Here is a 19,775-nt window from a genome sequence, read left to right on the forward strand (position 1 = left end):
GAAAAGTTAAATATGGGATAAACCATTGAGAATTTCGAATTTTTCATATATTGTACGAATTGAGTTCGAACTCAAAAATTTAAAAAGGTGGGAAAATTAGTGAATATGAAAAAATCTTTATCGGTGACAACTTTAGGGTTAGCGGTTTTAGGTTTTGGTTTTACTAATAACGCAAGTGCTTCAGAGGTCGACACTGTAGACAAGCAGCCCGTTTTAGTTGACTTTGATACAATTCAATCAACAAAAACATCTATTGTTCCTAGTTTGACTGTTGCAGCTGCACCTAAGAATGACTCTAACATTAGCGTATATACTCCCTTTTTTGGTAACCCATATGCAGTTGCGAAATCGAAATCAACTACGACCGAAGACTATGTTTATGCAAAAGCAAGAACTTTCAATGGCGATGGCTCATTAGTAAATACGAAAAGTAATAGTGCAAAAAAATCATCCTTTGTAAATGCTACAGCGACCAACACAAGCGTTTATTATGGAGATGATTACGCTATCGGTAATCATACCTATAAATTAAGTGGTTATAATGATGTAAATCACGAAACAAAAGCCTTCTGGTAAGAAAGAGAAAAAAGATATGCATCTTGCATATCTTTTTTCTCTAATACTTTACATATATTGAGGTGCTATTTATGAAACAAATATATATTATTAGCGGTGTTTTACTTATTTCATTACTTACAATTTATATTTTGTTCAATACTTCAATCATACAACCTCATCCTCTTTCCATAGAAAATAAACGAGAGCAACAAACCAATACTATTTCTTACGGATTGAAGGATAATCAAGGCCAACATATCAACAATGGCAGTACAATTACTAGTGAGGATAATAAAATTAATGTAACATTATCATTCGTACATACTATTAATGAAAACCGAAAATATGGATTAATTGTTCTAGAAGATTACGAACAAAAACCTTTTAAAATAGAAGATACTACTAATGAAATATCACACTATTTTTTTGATATGAAACCAAACAGTTCAATTACTACGAAAATCTCTTTACACACCTCTCCTAATGCAAATGAATTAACCTTTTTAATAATTAAAAAACCTGAATACAAATTAAAAGATAATAACTTAAATAAAGCAGCTATTTTAGAAGATATTCTAAGTATGCGATATTCAATGCATCCTCTTCAGAAAGAAAACGAAAAAATAAAACTCTCCCTTATAGATCCAGATGCTATTTTAAAAGATGGTCTTTACGAACCATTATTTGTTACGAACCGTGAAGAGAACTTACAAACTGTCTTCTTTGAAAAGGAAGGCAAGCAATTAACCCTATCAAACGGTAATGAAACGAATGATGAAATGACTTACGCAATCGTGGCTTTTAAAGATTGGAAACAAGTTGAAATATTTAACAATAGAAAAGTCGTTTATACTAAGGTTGCACCTGAAACAAGACAAATCTTTAATTTCACATTGCCTTCAGTGGATCAGGAAAGTAATTTTCAACTCGTCGCTTTTCCATTTCCTTTTAAAGTTAGCGAAGAAGATTATATCAGTCAACAAGCATTCAGTTCCTTTCGCATCGTAATTGAAAATGATAATAAATAAGTTATACTGTGCACATTACAACAACCTAAAAAAGGCCTACTCACACGAGTAGGCTTTTGAAACTATGAAAGTTTCGTCAATAACTGATTTAAATCTTTTTTCGTTTTCGTCGTTAATGATTTCATTTTATTAATATCGATTTTTTCTTTCTCCGCTCCTACAATTAACGGATACATACTTTGACCGATTGTTTTAGAATCCGTCGGATGTGATGCTTCTAGCTCTTTTTCAATCACGTCCCACTTTTCATTAATTTGTTTGCCAAGCTTATTCACTGTTTCCAATTTTGGATTAGCAGCTAACTGCTTGTCCAAGCTATCAATTAATGCTACAACTTCTTTAACGTTCGTTTTCACAGCAACACTTTTCTTCGGATCTTTCGTTGTCTTTTCGTTATTGTTTGTGTTTGAGCTTGTACTTGTGCTTTGATCTGCTGTTTTCCCGCTAGTCGTTTGGTCATTCGTTTTTCCTGTCGTTTCTTTTTCTTTTGTTTTCACATTCTCATTTTGAGTTGACGTTTTGCCGTTACTTTCTGTTCCTGATGATTCTTTCGTATTTTTTGCATCTTTATCTGTTTTTTCATTTGAAGAAGTATTTGTTTCTTTTTCAGTATCTTTCGTTGTTTTGGACGCTTCATCTGCACTTGTCGTTTTTGCTTCTCCTTCATTTTGCGCTGTTACTTGCTCTTTCTTTTCTGCCTCTTTATCTGCTGATGGACTACAAGCTGCCATAGTAAGCATTGTACCAATTGTTATCGATGCGATAGCGACCTTTTTCATTTTCATATAAATCCCCCTATGTTTACTTTATTTATCCTCCCCTTTACGATTCGATTTCCCCTTAAAAAATCCCTTTTCATACGAATTACCATCTTTCCGACAGTAATCTTCATAATAATACGGACAAAAACTGATAAACTCATTTTAATATTCGAGTTTCTTCTACTTCATTTTTCTGCTCGTAAGTAAAAGAAAAAGAGTATATTGTCACATTAAGAATTACTATCTTTATATGACGATATACTCTTCTATCAAATTTTTATCTTTCTTGACATTTTATTTATACAAAAAAATAAAATTTTCTTTCGTTTTTTGTTTCTCAACATTTGTTAACATAATATTTTTATGAATAACCACCATTCGAGTGAATAACTTGCCCAGTAACCCATTTCGCTTCTTCACTTACTAAAAAAGAAATTAAGCGCGCAGCATCCATTGTTTCTCCAACTCTACCTTGCGGGAATTTCCATACTAAATAATGTTTTAATTCCTCTGTAATCCACCCTGTATTTGTTGGTCCTGGATCAACGGCATTAACAGTAATCCCCTTCTCCATCGCTACTGGTGCTACTGACTTTGTAAATGCTTCAATTGCCCCTTTCGTTGCTGCATATGCTAGTTCATCTGGCATTGGACCTACTGACTGTCCTGAAGTAAGATTAATAATACTCCCGCCCGTTTTAAGTGAATAATGTTTTATAAACAATGAACTTAATAGCATAGTAGCCCGAATATTAACTGTATAATGTTTATCCAACTGCTCTACATCTAATTCCTCAATTCTCGTATGAGTAGAATATACTGCATTATTAACTAGAATAGATGGATCACCTAACCGTTCTGATACCATATAAAACAAACGATTTGGCGAATAAGACTGCGATAAATTGATTTCTGCCATTTCACATCGAACATCGTAACTTTCAATTTCCTTTTTCAGCAAAAAGGGTTCTTGATCACTCATTCCCCATGGCATCGCTTTATCATACTTTGGCCAGTACGTGAAAAAAATGTCTATCCCCTTTTGAGCAAGCACCTTGCATACAGCTGCACCAATTCCATTCAGACGAGTTGCCCCTGTTACAATTGCTATTTTCTTCACCTTTTTCTCCTCCATCTATACACAGATCCCCTGCATGAATACAGAGGATCTATCTTCTTATTGAATATTTGACAGTATACGTTCAGCACCTAATTTTAACATTTTAATAAAGATATAATTTACAATCGTAAACATTACAAATAAAACGATAAACATAACCCACAGTCCGACATGAAGGAAGAAGTATAATACACTTACTCCCCCCACAATAATTAAAGCTATTAAAATATTAGCTAAAAAATTCCACAAAGTGGTATATCGGCTCTTAAATAATTTCTGCTCTGTATCCCAATGAATATCTGCAGTTTGCGCGTCCCAGCGTGTTCCGATTAAATTAATTAATAACAACCCGTTCGCACTTAGTAAAAACCACAGTATCATAAAGACTGGAGAAATCCCAGCTACAACTGCCATCGTAATACCGAATACTGCTAAAATGATCACATTAATTAACCAAGCAGTGATTGCTTTCGCAAAAAAGATATCCGAAGCCTTTACTGGTAAATAACGATTCACAAACCAAGAGCTTCCATCTCGCGAAAATGACGTTGTTGCAATGACGTTACTACCCATTAAAAATAACGATGCACAAAGACCAACACCAATTGCAAATCCTGTTGTCTTTGGATTGTTAATATACTCTGTAATAAACTTTAAATTTCCATCTTGCACAAATAAAATAAAGAACAACATAATTGGCATAACGAAAGTTTGTACAATGCAATTTAAGAAAAATTGTGGTGTATGGAATAACGTTTTAAATTCTTTTTTCACATACGCTTTTAAATGCGAACTTTGTACTGTTGATTTCTGTAAACCTTCCGCCGAAATAACTTGTTTCTTTGCTGTACTCGTTGAAAGTCCAATAACCCCTTTTAAATATGTACGCTCTGCTATGTAATAAAACAACACAAAGAAGACAAATGAAATAACTGCAAAGATTATTACATATAAAGGTCCCTTCCAATTTGCATTTTCTACTAATGCCACTGCTCCAAAATATGTAGTTGGAAAATAATTTGTCATTTGTACTAAAAGAGAAGATTGATTATTTACAAGGTATTCCGCAGCCCCATCTCCAGAAAACGCACTTTTATTTCTCCACTGCATAAATACGTTAATTCCTACAATAAATAATATACTTACGATTCCAATAAATATATTTCCTCGATCTTTATTTTTCGCTATATTTGTATACCTCATAATAATTGTCATCAGTAACGAAGCTAATACTAACGGCACGATTGGGAAGAGTAAGTAAATAAAAATCATATATATGTAATATGTAATAAATGCGCCACTTTTTAAACCGTACGTAATGAAGATTGGTAATAAAATGAATGAACTCATTACGTATTGTGTAATTAATACCGTTAAAAATTTTGCCGAAATAATTTGCGCTGGTTTTAATGGTAACGGCAGTAACATTTCAATATCATTGCTGTAGTAAAATACAGTTAAAATGTTCGTTATACTCATTAAAAATACCCATATACTCGCAATCGCAAGTCCCATTGCAATAATCATTCCCGGCCCTTGCCCTAATTGTTTCAGACCTTCATACATTCCGTGCGTCATCGAACCAAATATTAAAAATCCAACAAATAAAATAGCTGCAAATGAAAATAAATACGCCCATCGCTTCTTCTTATCTGCTATAAAATCTGCGTAATTTAACTTTAATAGTACCTTCGTTAACGTCCAAATTTTACTCATTGCCCGTCATCTCCAAGAACATTTTTTCAAGTGATTCATTGGATTTAAAATGATCTCTCATTTCATCTAAATTTCCTTTAAACTGCAAATTCCCCTTATTAATAATAGCAACCCGGTCACATATTTTTTCCGCTACTTCTAATACGTGTGTAGAGAAAAATACAATCTTTCCTTTATCCGCATGTTCTCTCATCATTTCTTTTAAAATATATGCAGATTTCGGATCAAGCCCTGTTAACGGTTCATCTAAAATCCATACATCTGGTTCATGCACGAGCACACCAATAATAACGATTTTTTGTCTCATACCGTGCGAATAACTTTGAATTTGATCAGATAATGCATTATAAAGATCAAACTTCTTCGCTAAAGACTCTATTCGTTCTTGTCTTACTTCTTTCGGCACTTCATACATATCAGCCATAAAGTTTAAATATTCAATTCCTTTTAAACGTAAAAACATATCTGGGCTATCCGGCACATAACCAAACGTCTTCTTCGCTTCCATCGGCTCTTCCATAATATTTTTTCCGTTAATCGTAATAGTCCCTTTGTCCACCCCGTGAATGCCAGTAATCATCTTAATTGTCGTGGATTTACCCGCACCATTCGGTCCTAAAAATCCAAAGATTTCGCCGCTAGGTACAGATAAACTTAAATCTTTTACTGCATAGGTAGACCCATTATAACTTTTTGACACATTCGTAATTTCAATCATTCCATCCAATCCTTTCCTTAATTACCAAATAACTATATTGATATTATAGCATACTTCTATTTTAAGATTTTTACATTTTTCAGTTTATTTAACCTTTAAAATAAATATACACCCCTAATCCAACAACTAAAACGACAGCTAGTATAATATAAATCATTGTTAATCGTTTAATATTCCCCTTTGTCGCTTTGCTATAATTTGCATCACCATTCCGCCCAATTAACACCGTCGCAATGACAGTAATCACTACAAGTAATACAACGATCATGATCCAAGTTAGCATTTCTTCCTCCCCCTCCTTACAACCATTTTACAATATTATCCTCTTTATTTCGCAGCATATTTCCTCTTTTTACTATTATTATGAAGCAAACTGGAAAACTATTATTACCATTCCTATCCAATTGTGATATATTTGTAACATAACGTGACTTATTTCTAACAACGTAAGGAGGACCTATCATGAAAACAACTTGGATAAAATATTTAGGATTTCTCGGTTTCTTCGGTTTCCTCGGATTTTTTTATGAAAAAGGATTGTTTACTATGTTCTGTTTCTTCTCCTTTTTCACATCGTATAGAACAGTTCAACACGATGAACTGTTTGAACAAATTGTCAATAAATCGTGTCGCAATGCATTTATCATTACATTACTAACTACCGCTATCATTATGTTTATTGAAATGTTATTTCCAAACCCGATCTTACAAGAAATTGATATCACTCTTATTTTCGGCACACTCATTCTTACGTTCGGTTTTTCTATGTTCTTTTATGATAAACCTGTTGATGAAATGGAAGATGCACCATGGCGTTCGTAACGAAGATAAAAGAATACCGCGCAAAATTGAACATGACACAAGAAGATTTAGCGAAGCAAGTTGGTGTACGCCGTGAAACAATTAGCCACCTTGAAAAAGGTAAGTATAATCCTTCATTGCAACTCGCTCACGATATAGCGAAGGCACTTCATAGTACGATTGATGAGATTTTTATTTTTGAGGATAAATAAAAAATACCGTCATTCTTTCCAAGAAGAATGACGGTATTTCTCATCGATTATCCATATAAAACCGCATGAAATACGCCTAATAGTAAGTATTGATCCTCCATGTAATCTCCATCATATGCATTCATCTCGATGTAATACATATCTTCCTCAAGACGAATATTCCAATCTGCGATTAAATAGCCTTTTCGTAATAATTTTCCCATTCCAAATGAAGTTTTATGAACAACATATTCTTCTGCCTTATATGTAAAGGTAAATATAAAATTTGCATCCAATAACTTTCCGTCACATACAAGTATTTCATGCTCTGCATCATTATTATCGATGTACGTTACTAAAATCTTTCTTTGGCGCTGCCTACTTACATCCTTTGCAATGACGCGAATATTGTTCTTAATATCCTTTATTTCATAAATGATATTACTACCAATTTTCGGAATAAAATCCAGCACTCTCATCAGCGTATTTTTATAATAGCCCCTTACTACGCCTACTTGCTCGCTTCCATTATAAACCTCTATCGGCGTCGTATCTGCTTTGCTATCACACGGTCGTTTGTAAGAAAGCTGCATCATTCGCTCTCCTCTTAAGTACTGATCAAACGTCACAGGATATTCTATCGCACGCAGTTCCTTATTTAGCTCATATAAATAGCATTGAACGCTCTCTACTAATGTTTCAGTAGAGATACGCTCTTGAAGTTCAAATTCTTGCCAGCTGGAAGAAACATTCCATTGGTTATGATCCTCTTCATAGAATAAGCCAAGAATGACCTCTTCACGGTCAGCCGTTTCATATTTCATAGGCACGTTTTGCCCGTGTTGAACTTGTTCCATCCACTGACCTAAATAAATGCCCAGCTCTGCAACCTTCATACATGATTTTTGAAAAAATACTCTGTCACCCATACAAATTGTTAAATCCCCTTCGATAAAACCATTTGTATAAGCAACATACCGTGGCTCATCCTTCTGCGGGAGATTCTTGTCTAACTCAAATAAAAACGTTAACATCCTTCATTCACCTCTAGTTGTTACACTAATCATACATGACATCGCATCACTCTGAGAAACTATTTATATACGTATATTTAATTCACGCATTATAACACGTGAATGACCTTGTATAGTAGCGTTATTTTTTGTTCTATATCTTAGTATATGAACTTATATGAGGGATTTTTCAAATATATCTATCGCAACTTACAATATATCATCGATTTGCCGACAAATATCAGCACAATTAAAATGAAGCTACCTTTTCTTCCGCCACTCCCAAAATTTCTAAAATTTGTAGCAGACTCTCCACTTCATAAGTCGGCTTAACTTCTGCCCTATTTTCTTTCAAACTTGGATTATACCAACACGTATCAATGCTGTAATCTTCTCCGCCTTTCATATCAGAAGTTAGCGAATCTCCGACCATTAGTACACTTGATTTATCCGTAATTCCAAATTTCTCAAATGCATAATCAAAAATCTCACGTGCTGGCTTTTGATGACCAACTTCTTCAGAAATAATAATATGATCAAAGAAATTACATAAAGGTGAATTTCCGATTCTTGATTGTTGCACCTTCGTATATCCATTCGTAATAATACCTAACTTGCAATCTTGTAGATTTTCACATAATTGTACTGCGCCTTCTATAAGGTGTACTTCTTTCCCTAAGTTTTCAAGATATACATCACTAAATTGCTGTGCATCTACATTTATATTATGAAGTGCAAATAATTGTCTAAATCGATCTACTGCTAATTCACTTAGCGTAATCATTTTATTTTCTAAATCTCTCCATAATCCATTACTAATCTCTTTATAACTTGCAAGATAATCATTATACCCTGTAGGCATACCAAACTGTACAAACGCATTATGTAATGCGTGTCTTTCCGTTTCAGGGAAATCTAATAATGTATCATCTACGTCGAATAATATAACTTTGTATTTCATGATGTTCTCCTCAATTCCTATTTTAAAAGCTTCGTTCTCATTGCTTAAAATTTATTTAATTCTTTTAACTAAAGCACACTTTAATTCAATTTTTATATAACTAAAATTACACCTCTGCGCTTAATAATTTATAATCATTATTAAAATAGGCATGTATCATGTGTCCACCAAATAAATCTCCATCATGATATTCACAGTATATATCATTTTCTCTAATTTCAATGTCATAGAGCGTAATCGCTTTTGCAAATTTTTCTTTCGTTATATCATATTCTCCTGCATCTACAGCATCCCAATTTAAATGTTCATCATTATCATCATACTCAGGCCAAAAATCATTTTTGTAATTTATCAATTTTTCTGCTATGGCTACTTTAGCCTTTTTATCAAATTCTTCTATACATAAAAAAAGCTTCTCTGCCCTTTTAATCATCTCATTAACATCTACATATTCATTTCTAATATCCAATTGCCAATGTATTTCCTCATTTTTTTGCTGATATACTTTACATGTCTCATTAAAGGTAAACAATCCTATTAATTCACTTTTTATTGATTTCCCCATCTCCTAATTTCCTTTCTATTATGATAACCCTCCATCAAATACATAGACATTTTCTTGCTTTTTCCCTATAGTTCATTATAGAAATCATTATAAATCACACGACTTTACCGTCACTTAACATAATAACACGATAGTAATATAAGTTTATATATTTCATTATGAGGCGCTTAACCTGCTCTTTATTGAATACACCATTATCTTCTATTTTCAACTACGCTATAAGTAAAAGGAGGCTAATCCGCTCAGCCTCCTTTTACTTATTAATCTTCTAGTAATAACTCTTTCATTTCCTCTAACGACTCTTTCGTAAAGCCAAGAGCCCTTTTAGCGTATGCTTCAACTGATCCGTATTGCTTTTGAATTTCACCAATCGCAGCTTGCAAGTATTCAGCACGTGCTTCAAACATTGCACCTAATATCGCTCTGCTCTCATCGTTTTGTAATTTCGCACCTAAAAAGGCCATCATTTTTTCATTTAGCTTTTCACGGAAACCGTTACTTAGTAAGTAGTCTTCCATTACTGTTTTTTCCGGTACACCTAGTAAAAGTAATAATAGTGCTGATCCGAATCCAGTACGGTCTTTTCCAGCTGTACAGTGGTTTACTAACGGTAAGTTTTCCGGATTTTGCGCTAAGTTTAAGAAGCTTACAAATGCCTCGTTACCACTTACGAAACCTTGATTCATTTTCACAAGATACTCACCTGGTTTTCCTAACATAGAAAGGTCACCAACTTGGAAAAATTCATTTATATTTAAGTCTTTCGCTAAATCTTGCATAACTGGTAAGCACACTTGACGAGCACCTGTAATCTCTGGGTTTGGCTTATGCTTCACTTCAAAGTCTGTACGGTAGTCACAAATTAATTTCAAGCCAGACTTTTGTAAATAGTCGATATCCCACTCTGTTAGTCCTGCCAATTCTTCAGAACGGTACAACTTGCCCCATTTTACTTTACGGCCTTCAGTCGTTTCATATCCTCCCATATCACGGAAGTTAAACGCGCCTTGTAATGGCAGTCTACGTTCAGCTACTGTTACTGCTTGTCCATTACTTCCTACTAGTCTAAAATATGGACGTTCAGTTTCACTCGGGTTTTCAATTGTATATGATAATTCTCCATTTAACGTTGCAAGTAATTCTCCATTTTCTTCAATATGATCTGGTGAAGTACTCCAATAAATACGAACTTCTTCTATATTATTTTCCCACTTTATTTGTAACGTATTATCTTCAATTCTTTCTACAGTTGCTTGTAGCCAATTTCTTTGCTGCTCCATTCTTTCACCAACGCTTTCTCATATAATCGAATCTTTCTTTATTGTATTATAGGAATATCTATTTTGTCGTTCTCATTTTTCTTTTTATCTTACAAAGAGGCAAAAAGTTCTTTTACTTGTTCATAAGTTGTACACGGATTCCCTCGAAAGACATATGCAATTTGTTCATCACCTAAATCTTTATATACAACTGTCCCGCGATCAGGGTGCGAATAAATAGTCCCCTCCCACTAAATGAGTTCGAGAGAGTACATCATTCACCCTCCTAAAACTCCCTCACATACCGCTCAGTACAACTCAGCAACTGACATCCATTCTTTTCAAAAACATCCTTCATCCATTCATTTTGTACATTTGTCTCACCAATATAATAAGATGCACCTATTTCCTTTAAGACAAACATCGCACCTGCAAATAATGCCGCTTCATATCCCTTATTACGCATATTTGGAGTAACTGCGAAGTACATAAGTTTCCCTTCTTCTAACGTACCTCTTTCAATATGCGGGATTACAATTCCTATCGGCTCTTCATCGACACTCGCTGTTAAGCAATGTTCTTTCCAGTGCTCACCAATTTCTTGTAGCATCATATGCACAAATTGATCATGAGCGACTGGTTCTCCCGTCGCTTCATTCCACAGTGAATAAAAAGCCTCTTCTCCAACTTCTTCAATAAGCTTAAAATCCATTTCACTTTCTACATCTTCTACTTCATATATATCTTTAAATACAATCATGTTTTCCGTAACATATTCAAATGAATACGTTTCAAAACATTTTTTATACACATCATAATTTGGACTTTTTGAAGAGATTTCAAAATGTAGTTTTTCTAATTCACCTTTTTTAGCTTCAGCAACGCAATATTGCATCATTTCCTCTAATTGCTCTTCTGTAAAAATCTCTGCATTATTTTCTTTTATCATAATAGAAGAAGCACTTCTTCTTATTTTAAAATGTTTTTCTAACTGTTCTATCGTCGTCATATTCTTCCCTCATCTATATCATACTCGAATTTCTAATCGTTCTCCTTGCATGAGCAGGATTGTCCTTGAATATATAGAATACTAGAAAAGATCGCATCTTTAAAGTGCGGAGGAGGTTCTCCAGTGGATATTACAGCATTGCAACAACAGTTAGAGCTTATACAACAAAATGACTATACGCAACTACAGCATATAGACGTAAATGAGTTAACTTTGAACATGCTTCAGTATATCGGAACGACTGATAGCTACGTTCGTTACCAACTTATATATAAATGTTTTGCGCATTTCATTCATCATGAATTCCTTATGGACGATCAGCTGAAATTACTTCTGCAAACTTGTTTAAGTGATGAGTATTTATATTGTGACATTTACTCCCCACATACAGATGGGGTTTTCACACGTTCTTACACTGTTTCGTTAATTGCGTTAATACTCCAATTCGCTAATTCGCACTACTTTTGTACAGAGGAGGATATCGAAGAAATAAAAAATAAACTCATTACATATACAAACTTAGAAACGGATTTTCGAGGCTATATTGAAAACAAAGGATGGGCTCATTGTCTTGCTCACGTATCTGATGCTTTCACCGAAATTGTTCATAATACGTATACGACCTTTGAATGGTACGAAGAATTAATTCATTGTTTATTAAATAAAATTTTTATTCCATCTGACCTTTTTCATAATAATGAAGATGAACGCATTGTTACTCCATTACTAGCAATGCTGTATCATGATTTTCCTCAAAACGAGTTAATTTCTATTATTCATAAAAAAATAAAAAGGCTTCCTCAAATTAGAAAACGCCTTTCACTTAATGAGTATTGTATTTTATGCGCCAACATTAAAACCTTTTTACGCACATTATTTTTCAGAACGAAAGATGACCATAACTTAGCTTTTACAGCGCGTAAAACAGAAAGAATGTTAAAAGAACTCCCTAACTATTATTAAATACAAGGAGCAAAAATATGGGCTACATTGAAGACATGAGAAATCTAGTAGGAAATCATCCACTTATTTTAATAGGATCACATGCCATTATATTAAATGAAAAAGATGAAGTATTACTGCAGCTTCGGACAGATTTTAACCGATGGGGCATTATTGGGGGTGCCTTAGAATATAACGAAACGTTAGAAGGTGCTTTAAAACGAGAAGTATTTGAAGAAACTGGACTTATTATTAAAAATCCAGAACTATTCCGTACATACTCAGGGCCAGATTTCTTTCAAATCTATCCAAACGGCGATCAAGTACATGGTGTACTCGTTGTTTATATTTGCCGCGAATTTCACGGGGAGCTTATATGTGATAAAACTGAGTCAAAAGAATTACGTTTCTTTCCGTTTGATGAGTTACCTAGTACTCTTCATCCAGTCATTGAGGGGATTCTTCGCGATTTTCATCACTCTAATTAAAAATATAAATAAAACAACCTCATTTCCCGTCATTACAACGTGAAATGAGGTTGTTATCGTTCACCGTAAATCCCTATTTCCCCAAAATGATATTAACGCTCTCTTTCTACAACTTTATATCCCTTTATAAAAAGGATAGTTATATAAGAAACAATAAATGAAAGAATAGTATACATGCCAACCCAAAAGAAAAATGCTGGATCGTGCACTGTAACACTTAACATAAGAAAAATAAGAAATGTTACAATTGGCATCGCGTAAAATGTACCTACTTTATATGTCACAGCTATTGAAAAAATACAAATAAGTAATGGATATATACAGAAAATAAAAATGATTTCACTCAATGTTATGTCCCCCTTTCTGCAGAAATAATAGGTTTCTCGTAAACATTTGGGGGAACAACAAAATTTTATTTTTTATTAGTAAATATAATGTTAGATTGTTATCTCAATCTGATTCCCTTCAGGATCACTTACTACACTTTCATAGTAACCATCCCCTGTAGTTCGTGGGCCGTTTAACACAGGGTACCCTGCTTCTCTTAATGTATGAGTTAATTCGTTCACCTTTTCTTTATTACCTACAGAAAAAGCAATATGCGCATATCCTACTGTTTGTGTTTTTATTTTATCGTCTATCCCTACTTGTCTCATAAGTTCTAGACGCGCACCACCTTCAAAAGTTATGAAATAAGATTCAAACTGCTTTTTCGGATTGTGATATAAGCTATTTTCTTCACCACCGAAGTACTGTTTATAGAAATCACACATTCCTTCTAAATCATTCACCCAAATTGCTACATGTTCAATTTTCATAATCGACACCTTTTCTTTTATGTTATTCAACTGGCAATTGGATGCTTCATTGCCAGTACATTTAATTTTCTTTATTTGTTCTCGTAATCATAAGATCAAGTCCAAGGCTTTTTAACCCATATAAATAATCTTCTTTCCAGTTGCTCACTGTTATTTTCGGAATATGTTCTGCCGGAATGTACTGCGGACAACTTTTTACAATTTGATCTATTACAAATTGATTCACTTCATCATCACAGAAGATAAACGTATGAGGGTTAATAATAGCTATACATGTAGCTATTAAACGAGTAATAGCATCTATATTATATTCCTCTGAATTATGCGAATCCCCACTTCTCAAAGCTTGTAAGAAATTTTTATTATCATACTGCGGAACGAAAGATATCTCTCCTGAGAAAAATGTACTTCCGCGTACGACATCTCCATTTACCATAATCCCCGCACCTGGGCCATTTTGACCTGAATACAAATATACAAGAGAGGAATTGTCATTATTCCTCGTGTTTTTATGATACCCGAGCACTGCAGCATTCATATCGTTTTCTATTACTACTGGTATAGAAAACAGTTCCTCAAAGTGACTTTTCAAATTAAAATTTTGAAACTTTTCATATCCAGGAATATAGAAAATACGCCCATTATCGACCGCACCAGGGACACCAATTGATATAGAACTTATTTTTGGAAACATAGCTATAAGACTTTCTATATGTTCTGTTAATACGCTTAGTCCCGCATCAATTAATGCACTTGAAGTACTCCCTTGTTCTTTTACTTCCCCTAAACAGTTAAAAATTGTATAATTCGTCTCATTTTTTTCTAAAAATATCGCTAATCCTAACATATATTCTGGATTATACGCATATCGTTTCGCTCTTCTTCCGCCACTTGAATCATCTAAACCGACTAAAGTGACTTCACCATCTTGTTTCATATTTTCTATAAATTTACTTATCGTTGGAAAACTAATTTCTAATGTATTACTAAGTTCAACTTTCGTCGCACTTCCTTGCTCTAGAAGAGCCGTACGAATGCCGCGAAGGATCGTCTCTTTAATTGATTTTTGAGTAACAAATTGTTCACTCAAATCGCTCACCACCTTAATCAACATACTTATTAAACACTTTTAATAAGTTGCGTTGACAATATATCATACATCATTTTCTAAAGCAATAGAGATGATATATTTCCGCTGCATGCAACCCTTATTTAGCTCGGTGTATTCTCTCTTGTAATAGACGATACAATTCCAGACAAAAGAACAAATAATAAAACAGCTAGCAAGGCATTACGTATTCCGAATGCTTCCCCAAGTATCCCTAAAAATGGTGGTCCGACTAAAAAGGCTGTATAACCAATGATAGAAACTGCAGCAACATTAGAAGTCGCATTTTCACGGTCATCTCCAGCAGCTGACAGACCAATTGGGAACCCTAGCGCTGCACCAATCCCCCACAGTACTACGCCAAATGCTAGAAAATACGAATTACTCCCAAATATTACGATTGAAATTCCTAGAATCGCCATCATAATAGTGGCACGTACGACAGCGACACGACCGAATCGATCAAGGAAATAGCTGCTACACATACGAGTTAACGTCATTGCTAATACAAAAATTGCGTACATAATAGAACCTGCCACTATACTTTGCTCATGTCCATCTACCATCACGATAGGTAGCCAATCATTTGCACTACCTTCTGCAAATGCCATTCCAAGCACAAAAAGACCAATTAAAAGCACCTTTTTTTCCATACGTAAGGAAGTACGCTTCTCTCTCCTTTTGTTCCGCGATTTCTCCTTCTTTCCTGTTCCATGCGGAAGAAAACGATACACCATACATACAAGTAATAGAAACATGACCGAAATCACAAGAAACTGATACAGAATCGGGATGTGAAGCGACGCTGCGACAGAACCACTGAGCGCGCCTACTAAAGTTCCTACACTAAAAAAGCCATGAAATTTCGGAAGAAGAGTTGTTCCTAATTTCTGCTCAATGGAAGAACCTTCTACATTCAATGCGACTTCCGCCAATCCGTAGCCTACTCCAAATACTAGTAAGCTACTAAAAGCCCCCATACTAGAAACAAAATAAATATTTATACCTAAACAAATCAATCCAACAATCATAAAAAACATGCTGCCTATAATAACGTCTCTAGCTCCCTTACAGTCAATGAAGCGGCTTGCACTCAGTAAACCAATTATTGAACCAACAGATAGTCCGAACAAAATCCAGCCCATTTCTGCATTTGACACTGCTAACATATCTCGAGTAGCTGCTGTTCTTGAAATCCATGTAGCAAACGCGACACCTGGCAAAGCAAATAAGAGAAAAAGAGCGTTTCGAGAGGCAAGTAATGTCTTTGTATGATTGTTCGCACTATATTTCTCCATATGAAACACCTTCCCCATTGTCTATACGATAAGACACCAGTTTATTCATATACCCGTAAAAAAAACGATTTCTATAAATCTATCGTTTTAATAACTTTAGCTGGATTACCACCAACAACTACATTATGAGGTACATCTTTTGTCACAACTGCCCCTGAGGCAATTACAGCGTTGTCTCCAATTGAAATACCAGGGTTAATTATAGCTCCCCCGCCAACCCAAACGTTGTTACCAATCTTTACAGGCTTTCCATATTCTTTACCGGAATTCCGCTCTACCGGATGTAGCGGATGCGTAGCAGTATAAATGTGAACTCCAGGTGCAAACATACAATTATCACCGATTCGTACTTCACAAACGTCCAAAATCACACAATTGAAATTTGCGAAAAAGCTCTTTCCAACATGGATGTTGTAGCCATAATCACAACGAAAATCAGGATTGATTTGGGCTTTCCCGTCAGCTGAAGAACCTAAAAGCTGATTTAATAACGTAAAACGTTTTTCATCTCCTATCTCCATCGCCTCATTATAAAGGCGTGTTAAACGTTTTGCTTCAGTTCTATCAGCTACTAACTCTTCATCATCTGGCATATACATTTCTCCTGCCACCATCTTTTCTTTCTCCGTTTTCATACATTCATCTCCTTTTTTATTGAATGAGATCCACTTATTAAACTTCTTTAATAAGTGACTTAAATTATACTTATTAAACACATTTAATAAGTAACCCTATATTAGCATACTTTTTAACATATGCAACTAATAAGTTTTGAAAAGAAGTGCGAATTCCTTGCTCTACATATCAATATGAAGAATATTATATAGATAAACAAGGGAACGCTCAGCGCCCCCTCTCAAATCCAATCCGTTTTTTAATTTCAGCTAAATTTACCTTCGCGATTTCTCTTGCCCGCTCAGCACCTTTTTCTAACGCTTCGTATAATAAATTTGGCTCATTCATATACCTAGCGTATTTCTCACGAGGTCCAGCTAACTCACGATCTACAACGCGAAACAACTCTTTTTTCACATCACCCCATCCGATTCCAGTCTCATATTTTTCACGGATCGACTGTATTTCAGCCTCTGTCGCAAATTCTTTATAAATTATAAATAACGTTTCTAGTTCTTTCGGTTCATTCGGAAGTGAAGAATCTGTTTTGATTTTAAATATTAACTTTCGTAGTTTTTCTTTCTCTGCAAATAATGGGATTACATTCCCGTAACTTTTACTCATCTTTCTTCCATCAAGTCCTAGTAATATTGCTCCTTCTTCTTGTATGACATACTCCGGAAGTGTAAATGTCGTGCCGAATGTATGATTAAAATACGTCGCAATATCACGTGCAATTTCAATATGCTGAATTTGATCTTTCCCAACTGGTACATGAGTAGCTTGAAATAGTAATATATCCGCCGCCATTAAGATCGGATACGTATATAATCCCATATTCACTCCTGCATCTATCTCTAAACCCGCTTCTTTATTTTGCTCCACCTTCGCTTTATACGCATGAGCACGGTTCATAAGTCCTTTCGGAGTTAAGCAAGCTAATATCCAAGCTAATTCTAGAATCTCCGGCACTTCTGTTTGTCTATAAAAAATAACATCTTCCCCAAGTCCAAGCGATAACCAAGTAGCTGCTACCTCTTTCGTATAACTGCTGAACTTTTCTGAATCATGCACAGCATTTAACGCATGATAATCAGCTATAAAGTACAATGCTTTTCCTTCATTATTCTTTGACATTTGCAATGCAGGTTTAATCGCACCAATATAATTTCCTAAATGCGGATAACCTGTCGGCTTAATTCCTGTTAACATTATTTTTTCACTCACACTAACTCCTCCTTTCTCAAAATAAAAAGAGCCTCTCATCCTTAAAAAGGACGAGAAACTCCCGCGGTACCACCTTCATTAGCTATCATTATAGCTCACTTCAACTTCTTAACGTGAAGTAACCGTCTTTACCTACTCATTTCAGTTAGAAGCTCCAGAGCCCATTCCATATTCATCCCTTACTGATTCTCACCACATATCAGCTCTCTGAAAAGTTTCGAATATGTACTCTTCTCTTTCATTGCTTTTTCGTTATTTTTTACAGTTTATCACATTTTACTTCCAAACAAACCCGAATTTTCTATTTTATATAGCAGGAATTTCCACTTCAATTGTCTAATCTTATATAGGTTTGCAGAAATATTCAAAACAACTTTGGAGGTTTTTTCATGGTAAAATATATATCCATTTTAGGTTCCACAGGATCCATCGGCACATCTGCATTAGATGTTGTTTCAGCTCATCCTGAACATTTCAAAATCGTCGGTTTAACCGCAAATTATAACATTGATCTTCTTGAGCAACAAATCAAAACGTTTCAACCTCGTATTGTAAGCGTTGCGACAAAAGACTTAGCAGACACGCTTCGTACGCGTATTTCAGCAAATACAAAAATCACACACGGGACTGATGGCTTAATTGCAGTAGCTACTCACCCTGATTCAAATCTTGTATTAAGTTCTGTTGTCGGTGTTTCAGGATTACTCCCAACAATTGAAGCATTAAAAGCGAAGAAAGATATCGCTATTGCTAATAAAGAAACTTTAGTTGCAGCTGGACATATCGTAACTGAACTAGCGAAACAAAACGGATGTCGCTTAATTCCAGTAGATAGTGAGCATTCAGCTATTTTCCAATGTTTAAACGGAGAAAATAATAAAGAGATTGAGAAGTTAATTGTAACAGCTTCCGGTGGTGCTTTTCGTGATAAAACACGTGAAGAAATGCAAACGTTACAAGCTAAGGACGCTTTAAAACATCCAAACTGGTTAATGGGCGCAAAACTAACGATTGATTCTGCCACATTAATGAATAAAGGATTCGAAGTAATGGAAGCGAGATGGCTATTTGATATTCCGTATGAAAAAATTGATGTAATGATTCATAAAGAAAGCATCATTCATTCTTTAGTAGAATTTATTGATGGATCAGTTATGGCACAGCTCGGTGCTCCTGATATGAGAATGCCTATTCAATATGCGTTTCACTATCCTACTCGGCTACCTTCTTCCTATAAAAAATTAAATTTATTAGAAATCAGTAGTTTACATTTTGAAAAACCAGATTTAGAGAAGTTCCCTTGTCTACAATACGCATATGAATGTGGCAAAATCGGTGGTACTACTCCCGCTGTATTAAATGCAGCAAATGAAATTGCGAATGCACGATTCTTAAAAAATGAAATTGTCTTTTTCGATATTGAAAAAACAATTTACAAAACAGTTGAAGCTCATCATAACGTAAAAGACCTTTCACTAGATGCTATATTAGAAGCGGATCAATGGGCGCGCCAATATGCAAATGAATTGTTAATAAAAAAGAGCTAAAACAGTTCCCACTTGAAGTGACCCCTAAAAGT

The 19,775-nt window shown here is 34.6% G+C and carries 23 protein-coding genes and 1 other annotated feature; of the genes, 7 read left to right on the top strand and 16 right to left on the bottom strand.

Going from position 1 to position 19,775, the window contains the following annotated elements; translation table 11 throughout:
- The first annotated feature begins 99 nt into the window (after positions 1-99).
- Entirely contained in the window at positions 100-576 is a 477-nt protein-coding gene (locus DN403_RS10395) for a hypothetical protein (protein ID WP_001056350.1), read from the top strand.
- Between the two features lie 71 nt (positions 577-647).
- On the top strand, positions 648-1,586 hold the full coding sequence (locus tag DN403_RS10400) for a hypothetical protein (protein WP_000810162.1): 939 nt from the start codon (positions 648-650) through the stop codon (positions 1,584-1,586).
- 62 nt (positions 1,587-1,648) lie between these two features.
- Here DN403_RS10400 and DN403_RS10405 read toward each other — a convergent pair whose 3' ends face one another.
- The 5 genes from DN403_RS10405 to DN403_RS10425 all read right to left on the bottom strand — a co-directional run bounded on the left by DN403_RS10405 (position 1,649) and on the right by DN403_RS10425 (position 6,184).
- A complete protein-coding gene (locus tag DN403_RS10405; protein ID WP_000782525.1) occupies positions 1,649-2,371 on the bottom strand; it encodes a hypothetical protein in 723 nt (240 codons plus the stop codon).
- 337 nt (positions 2,372-2,708) lie between these two features.
- On the bottom strand, positions 2,709-3,467 hold the full coding sequence (locus tag DN403_RS10410; protein WP_002082465.1) for an SDR family oxidoreductase: 759 nt from the start codon (positions 3,465-3,467) through the stop codon (positions 2,709-2,711).
- Between the two features lie 57 nt (positions 3,468-3,524).
- Positions 3,525-5,183 (bottom strand): putative ABC transporter permease subunit, encoded by a 1,659-nt coding sequence (locus DN403_RS10415; RefSeq protein WP_098829129.1) that lies wholly within the window; start codon positions 5,181-5,183, stop codon positions 3,525-3,527.
- Positions 5,176-5,901 (bottom strand): ABC transporter ATP-binding protein, encoded by a 726-nt coding sequence (locus DN403_RS10420; protein WP_000570204.1) that lies wholly within the window; start codon positions 5,899-5,901, stop codon positions 5,176-5,178. Before DN403_RS10420 ends, DN403_RS10415 begins: the two co-directional genes overlap by 8 nt.
- A gap of 88 nt (positions 5,902-5,989) precedes the next feature.
- Positions 5,990-6,184, bottom strand: coding sequence for a hypothetical protein (locus DN403_RS10425; protein ID WP_000958863.1), 195 nt, complete (start codon positions 6,182-6,184; stop codon positions 5,990-5,992).
- A gap of 179 nt (positions 6,185-6,363) precedes the next feature.
- On the opposite strand from DN403_RS10425, the gene DN403_RS10430 reads away from it, so the two are divergent.
- Both DN403_RS10430 and DN403_RS10435 read left to right on the top strand, forming a co-directional pair.
- The gene (locus DN403_RS10430; protein WP_098829130.1) at positions 6,364-6,723 is read left to right on the top strand and encodes a DUF3796 domain-containing protein; all 360 of its coding nucleotides are present in this window, start codon (positions 6,364-6,366) and stop codon (positions 6,721-6,723) included.
- Positions 6,711-6,914, top strand: coding sequence for a helix-turn-helix transcriptional regulator (locus DN403_RS10435; protein ID WP_000896294.1), 204 nt, complete (start codon positions 6,711-6,713; stop codon positions 6,912-6,914). Before DN403_RS10430 ends, DN403_RS10435 begins: the two co-directional genes overlap by 13 nt.
- Before the next feature lie 47 nt (positions 6,915-6,961).
- Here DN403_RS10435 and DN403_RS10440 read toward each other — a convergent pair whose 3' ends face one another.
- From DN403_RS10440 to DN403_RS10460, 5 genes are all read right to left on the bottom strand, one after another.
- Positions 6,962-7,927: a tubby C-terminal domain-like protein gene (locus DN403_RS10440; protein ID WP_000955110.1), complete on the bottom strand. Its 966-nt coding sequence runs from the start codon at positions 7,925-7,927 to the stop codon at positions 6,962-6,964.
- Between the two features lie 229 nt (positions 7,928-8,156).
- A complete protein-coding gene (locus tag DN403_RS10445; protein ID WP_000875915.1) occupies positions 8,157-8,867 on the bottom strand; it encodes a YjjG family noncanonical pyrimidine nucleotidase in 711 nt (236 codons plus the stop codon).
- A gap of 106 nt (positions 8,868-8,973) precedes the next feature.
- Positions 8,974-9,432 (bottom strand): DUF2262 domain-containing protein, encoded by a 459-nt coding sequence (locus DN403_RS10450; protein ID WP_000520300.1) that lies wholly within the window; start codon positions 9,430-9,432, stop codon positions 8,974-8,976.
- A 260-nt stretch (positions 9,433-9,692) separates the two neighbouring features.
- Positions 9,693-10,712, bottom strand: coding sequence for a tyrosine-protein phosphatase (locus tag DN403_RS10455; protein WP_149185453.1), 1,020 nt, complete (start codon positions 10,710-10,712; stop codon positions 9,693-9,695).
- A 265-nt stretch (positions 10,713-10,977) separates the two neighbouring features.
- Entirely contained in the window at positions 10,978-11,700 is a 723-nt protein-coding gene (locus DN403_RS10460; RefSeq protein WP_000207405.1) for a GNAT family N-acetyltransferase, read from the bottom strand.
- Positions 11,701-11,823: 123 nt separating this feature from the next.
- Between DN403_RS10460 and DN403_RS10465 the strand changes: the two genes are divergently transcribed.
- Together DN403_RS10465 and DN403_RS10470 are read left to right on the top strand one after the other, a co-directional pair.
- Entirely contained in the window at positions 11,824-12,663 is an 840-nt protein-coding gene (locus tag DN403_RS10465; protein ID WP_000355454.1) for a DUF2785 domain-containing protein, read from the top strand.
- 17 nt (positions 12,664-12,680) lie between these two features.
- Positions 12,681-13,130, top strand: coding sequence for an NUDIX hydrolase (locus tag DN403_RS10470; RefSeq protein WP_000540466.1), 450 nt, complete (start codon positions 12,681-12,683; stop codon positions 13,128-13,130).
- Positions 13,131-13,222: 92 nt separating this feature from the next.
- Here the strand turns inward: DN403_RS10470 and DN403_RS10475 are convergent, their stop codons facing one another.
- From DN403_RS10475 to DN403_RS10500, 6 genes are all read right to left on the bottom strand, one after another.
- On the bottom strand, positions 13,223-13,477 hold the full coding sequence (locus tag DN403_RS10475; protein ID WP_001289513.1) for a YbeF family protein: 255 nt from the start codon (positions 13,475-13,477) through the stop codon (positions 13,223-13,225).
- 90 nt (positions 13,478-13,567) lie between these two features.
- Positions 13,568-13,948 (bottom strand): VOC family protein, encoded by a 381-nt coding sequence (locus DN403_RS10480; protein WP_000687550.1) that lies wholly within the window; start codon positions 13,946-13,948, stop codon positions 13,568-13,570.
- 61 nt (positions 13,949-14,009) lie between these two features.
- Positions 14,010-15,038 carry an ROK family transcriptional regulator gene (locus tag DN403_RS10485; protein ID WP_000003031.1) on the bottom strand — a complete coding sequence of 343 codons (1,029 nt, stop codon included), beginning with the start codon at positions 15,036-15,038 and terminating at the stop codon, positions 14,010-14,012.
- A 122-nt stretch (positions 15,039-15,160) separates the two neighbouring features.
- A complete protein-coding gene (locus DN403_RS10490; protein WP_000417602.1) occupies positions 15,161-16,354 on the bottom strand; it encodes an MFS transporter in 1,194 nt (397 codons plus the stop codon).
- A 71-nt stretch (positions 16,355-16,425) separates the two neighbouring features.
- Positions 16,426-16,989: a maltose acetyltransferase domain-containing protein gene (locus DN403_RS10495; protein ID WP_000845633.1), complete on the bottom strand. Its 564-nt coding sequence runs from the start codon at positions 16,987-16,989 to the stop codon at positions 16,426-16,428.
- A 208-nt stretch (positions 16,990-17,197) separates the two neighbouring features.
- Positions 17,198-18,196, bottom strand: coding sequence for a tryptophan--tRNA ligase (locus DN403_RS10500; RefSeq protein WP_001290885.1), 999 nt, complete (start codon positions 18,194-18,196; stop codon positions 17,198-17,200).
- A gap of 43 nt (positions 18,197-18,239) precedes the next feature.
- Positions 18,240-18,447, bottom strand: a binding site (T-box leader).
- Between the two features lie 138 nt (positions 18,448-18,585).
- Between DN403_RS10500 and DN403_RS10505 the strand changes: the two genes are divergently transcribed.
- On the top strand, positions 18,586-19,743 hold the full coding sequence (locus tag DN403_RS10505) for a 1-deoxy-D-xylulose-5-phosphate reductoisomerase (protein WP_000241791.1): 1,158 nt from the start codon (positions 18,586-18,588) through the stop codon (positions 19,741-19,743).
- Positions 19,744-19,775 lie beyond the last annotated feature (32 nt).

Origin of the sequence: Bacillus sp. AY2-1, assembly GCF_008368965.1 — a bacterium.
Classification (GTDB): domain Bacteria; phylum Bacillota; class Bacilli; order Bacillales; family Bacillaceae_G; genus Bacillus_A; species Bacillus_A thuringiensis_S.

Bases quoted from the DNA above. Each gene is read 5' to 3' on its own strand.
- DN403_RS10400 (WP_000810162.1), top strand. From the start codon at position 648: ATGAAACAAATATATATTATTAGCGGTGTTTTACTTATTTCATTACTT.
- DN403_RS10405 (WP_000782525.1), bottom strand. From the start codon at position 2,371: ATGAAAATGAAAAAGGTCGCTATCGCATCGATAACAATTGGTACAATG.
- DN403_RS10415 (WP_098829129.1), bottom strand. From the start codon at position 5,183: ATGAGTAAAATTTGGACGTTAACGAAGGTACTATTAAAGTTAAATTAC.
- DN403_RS10420 (WP_000570204.1), bottom strand. From the start codon at position 5,901: ATGATTGAAATTACGAATGTGTCAAAAAGTTATAATGGGTCTACCTAT.
- DN403_RS10425 (WP_000958863.1), bottom strand. From the start codon at position 6,184: ATGCTAACTTGGATCATGATCGTTGTATTACTTGTAGTGATTACTGTC.
- DN403_RS10430 (WP_098829130.1), top strand. From the start codon at position 6,364: ATGAAAACAACTTGGATAAAATATTTAGGATTTCTCGGTTTCTTCGGT.
- DN403_RS10435 (WP_000896294.1), top strand. From the start codon at position 6,711: ATGGCGTTCGTAACGAAGATAAAAGAATACCGCGCAAAATTGAACATG.
- DN403_RS10440 (WP_000955110.1), bottom strand. From the start codon at position 7,927: ATGTTAACGTTTTTATTTGAGTTAGACAAGAATCTCCCGCAGAAGGAT.
- DN403_RS10445 (WP_000875915.1), bottom strand. From the start codon at position 8,867: ATGAAATACAAAGTTATATTATTCGACGTAGATGATACATTATTAGAT.
- DN403_RS10450 (WP_000520300.1), bottom strand. From the start codon at position 9,432: ATGGGGAAATCAATAAAAAGTGAATTAATAGGATTGTTTACCTTTAAT.
- DN403_RS10455 (WP_149185453.1), bottom strand. From the start codon at position 10,712: ATGGAGCAGCAAAGAAATTGGCTACAAGCAACTGTAGAAAGAATTGAA.
- DN403_RS10460 (WP_000207405.1), bottom strand. From the start codon at position 11,700: ATGACGACGATAGAACAGTTAGAAAAACATTTTAAAATAAGAAGAAGT.
- DN403_RS10470 (WP_000540466.1), top strand. From the start codon at position 12,681: ATGGGCTACATTGAAGACATGAGAAATCTAGTAGGAAATCATCCACTT.
- DN403_RS10480 (WP_000687550.1), bottom strand. From the start codon at position 13,948: ATGAAAATTGAACATGTAGCAATTTGGGTGAATGATTTAGAAGGAATG.
- DN403_RS10490 (WP_000417602.1), bottom strand. From the start codon at position 16,354: ATGGAGAAATATAGTGCGAACAATCATACAAAGACATTACTTGCCTCT.
- DN403_RS10495 (WP_000845633.1), bottom strand. From the start codon at position 16,989: ATGAAAACGGAGAAAGAAAAGATGGTGGCAGGAGAAATGTATATGCCA.
- DN403_RS10505 (WP_000241791.1), top strand. From the start codon at position 18,586: ATGGTAAAATATATATCCATTTTAGGTTCCACAGGATCCATCGGCACA.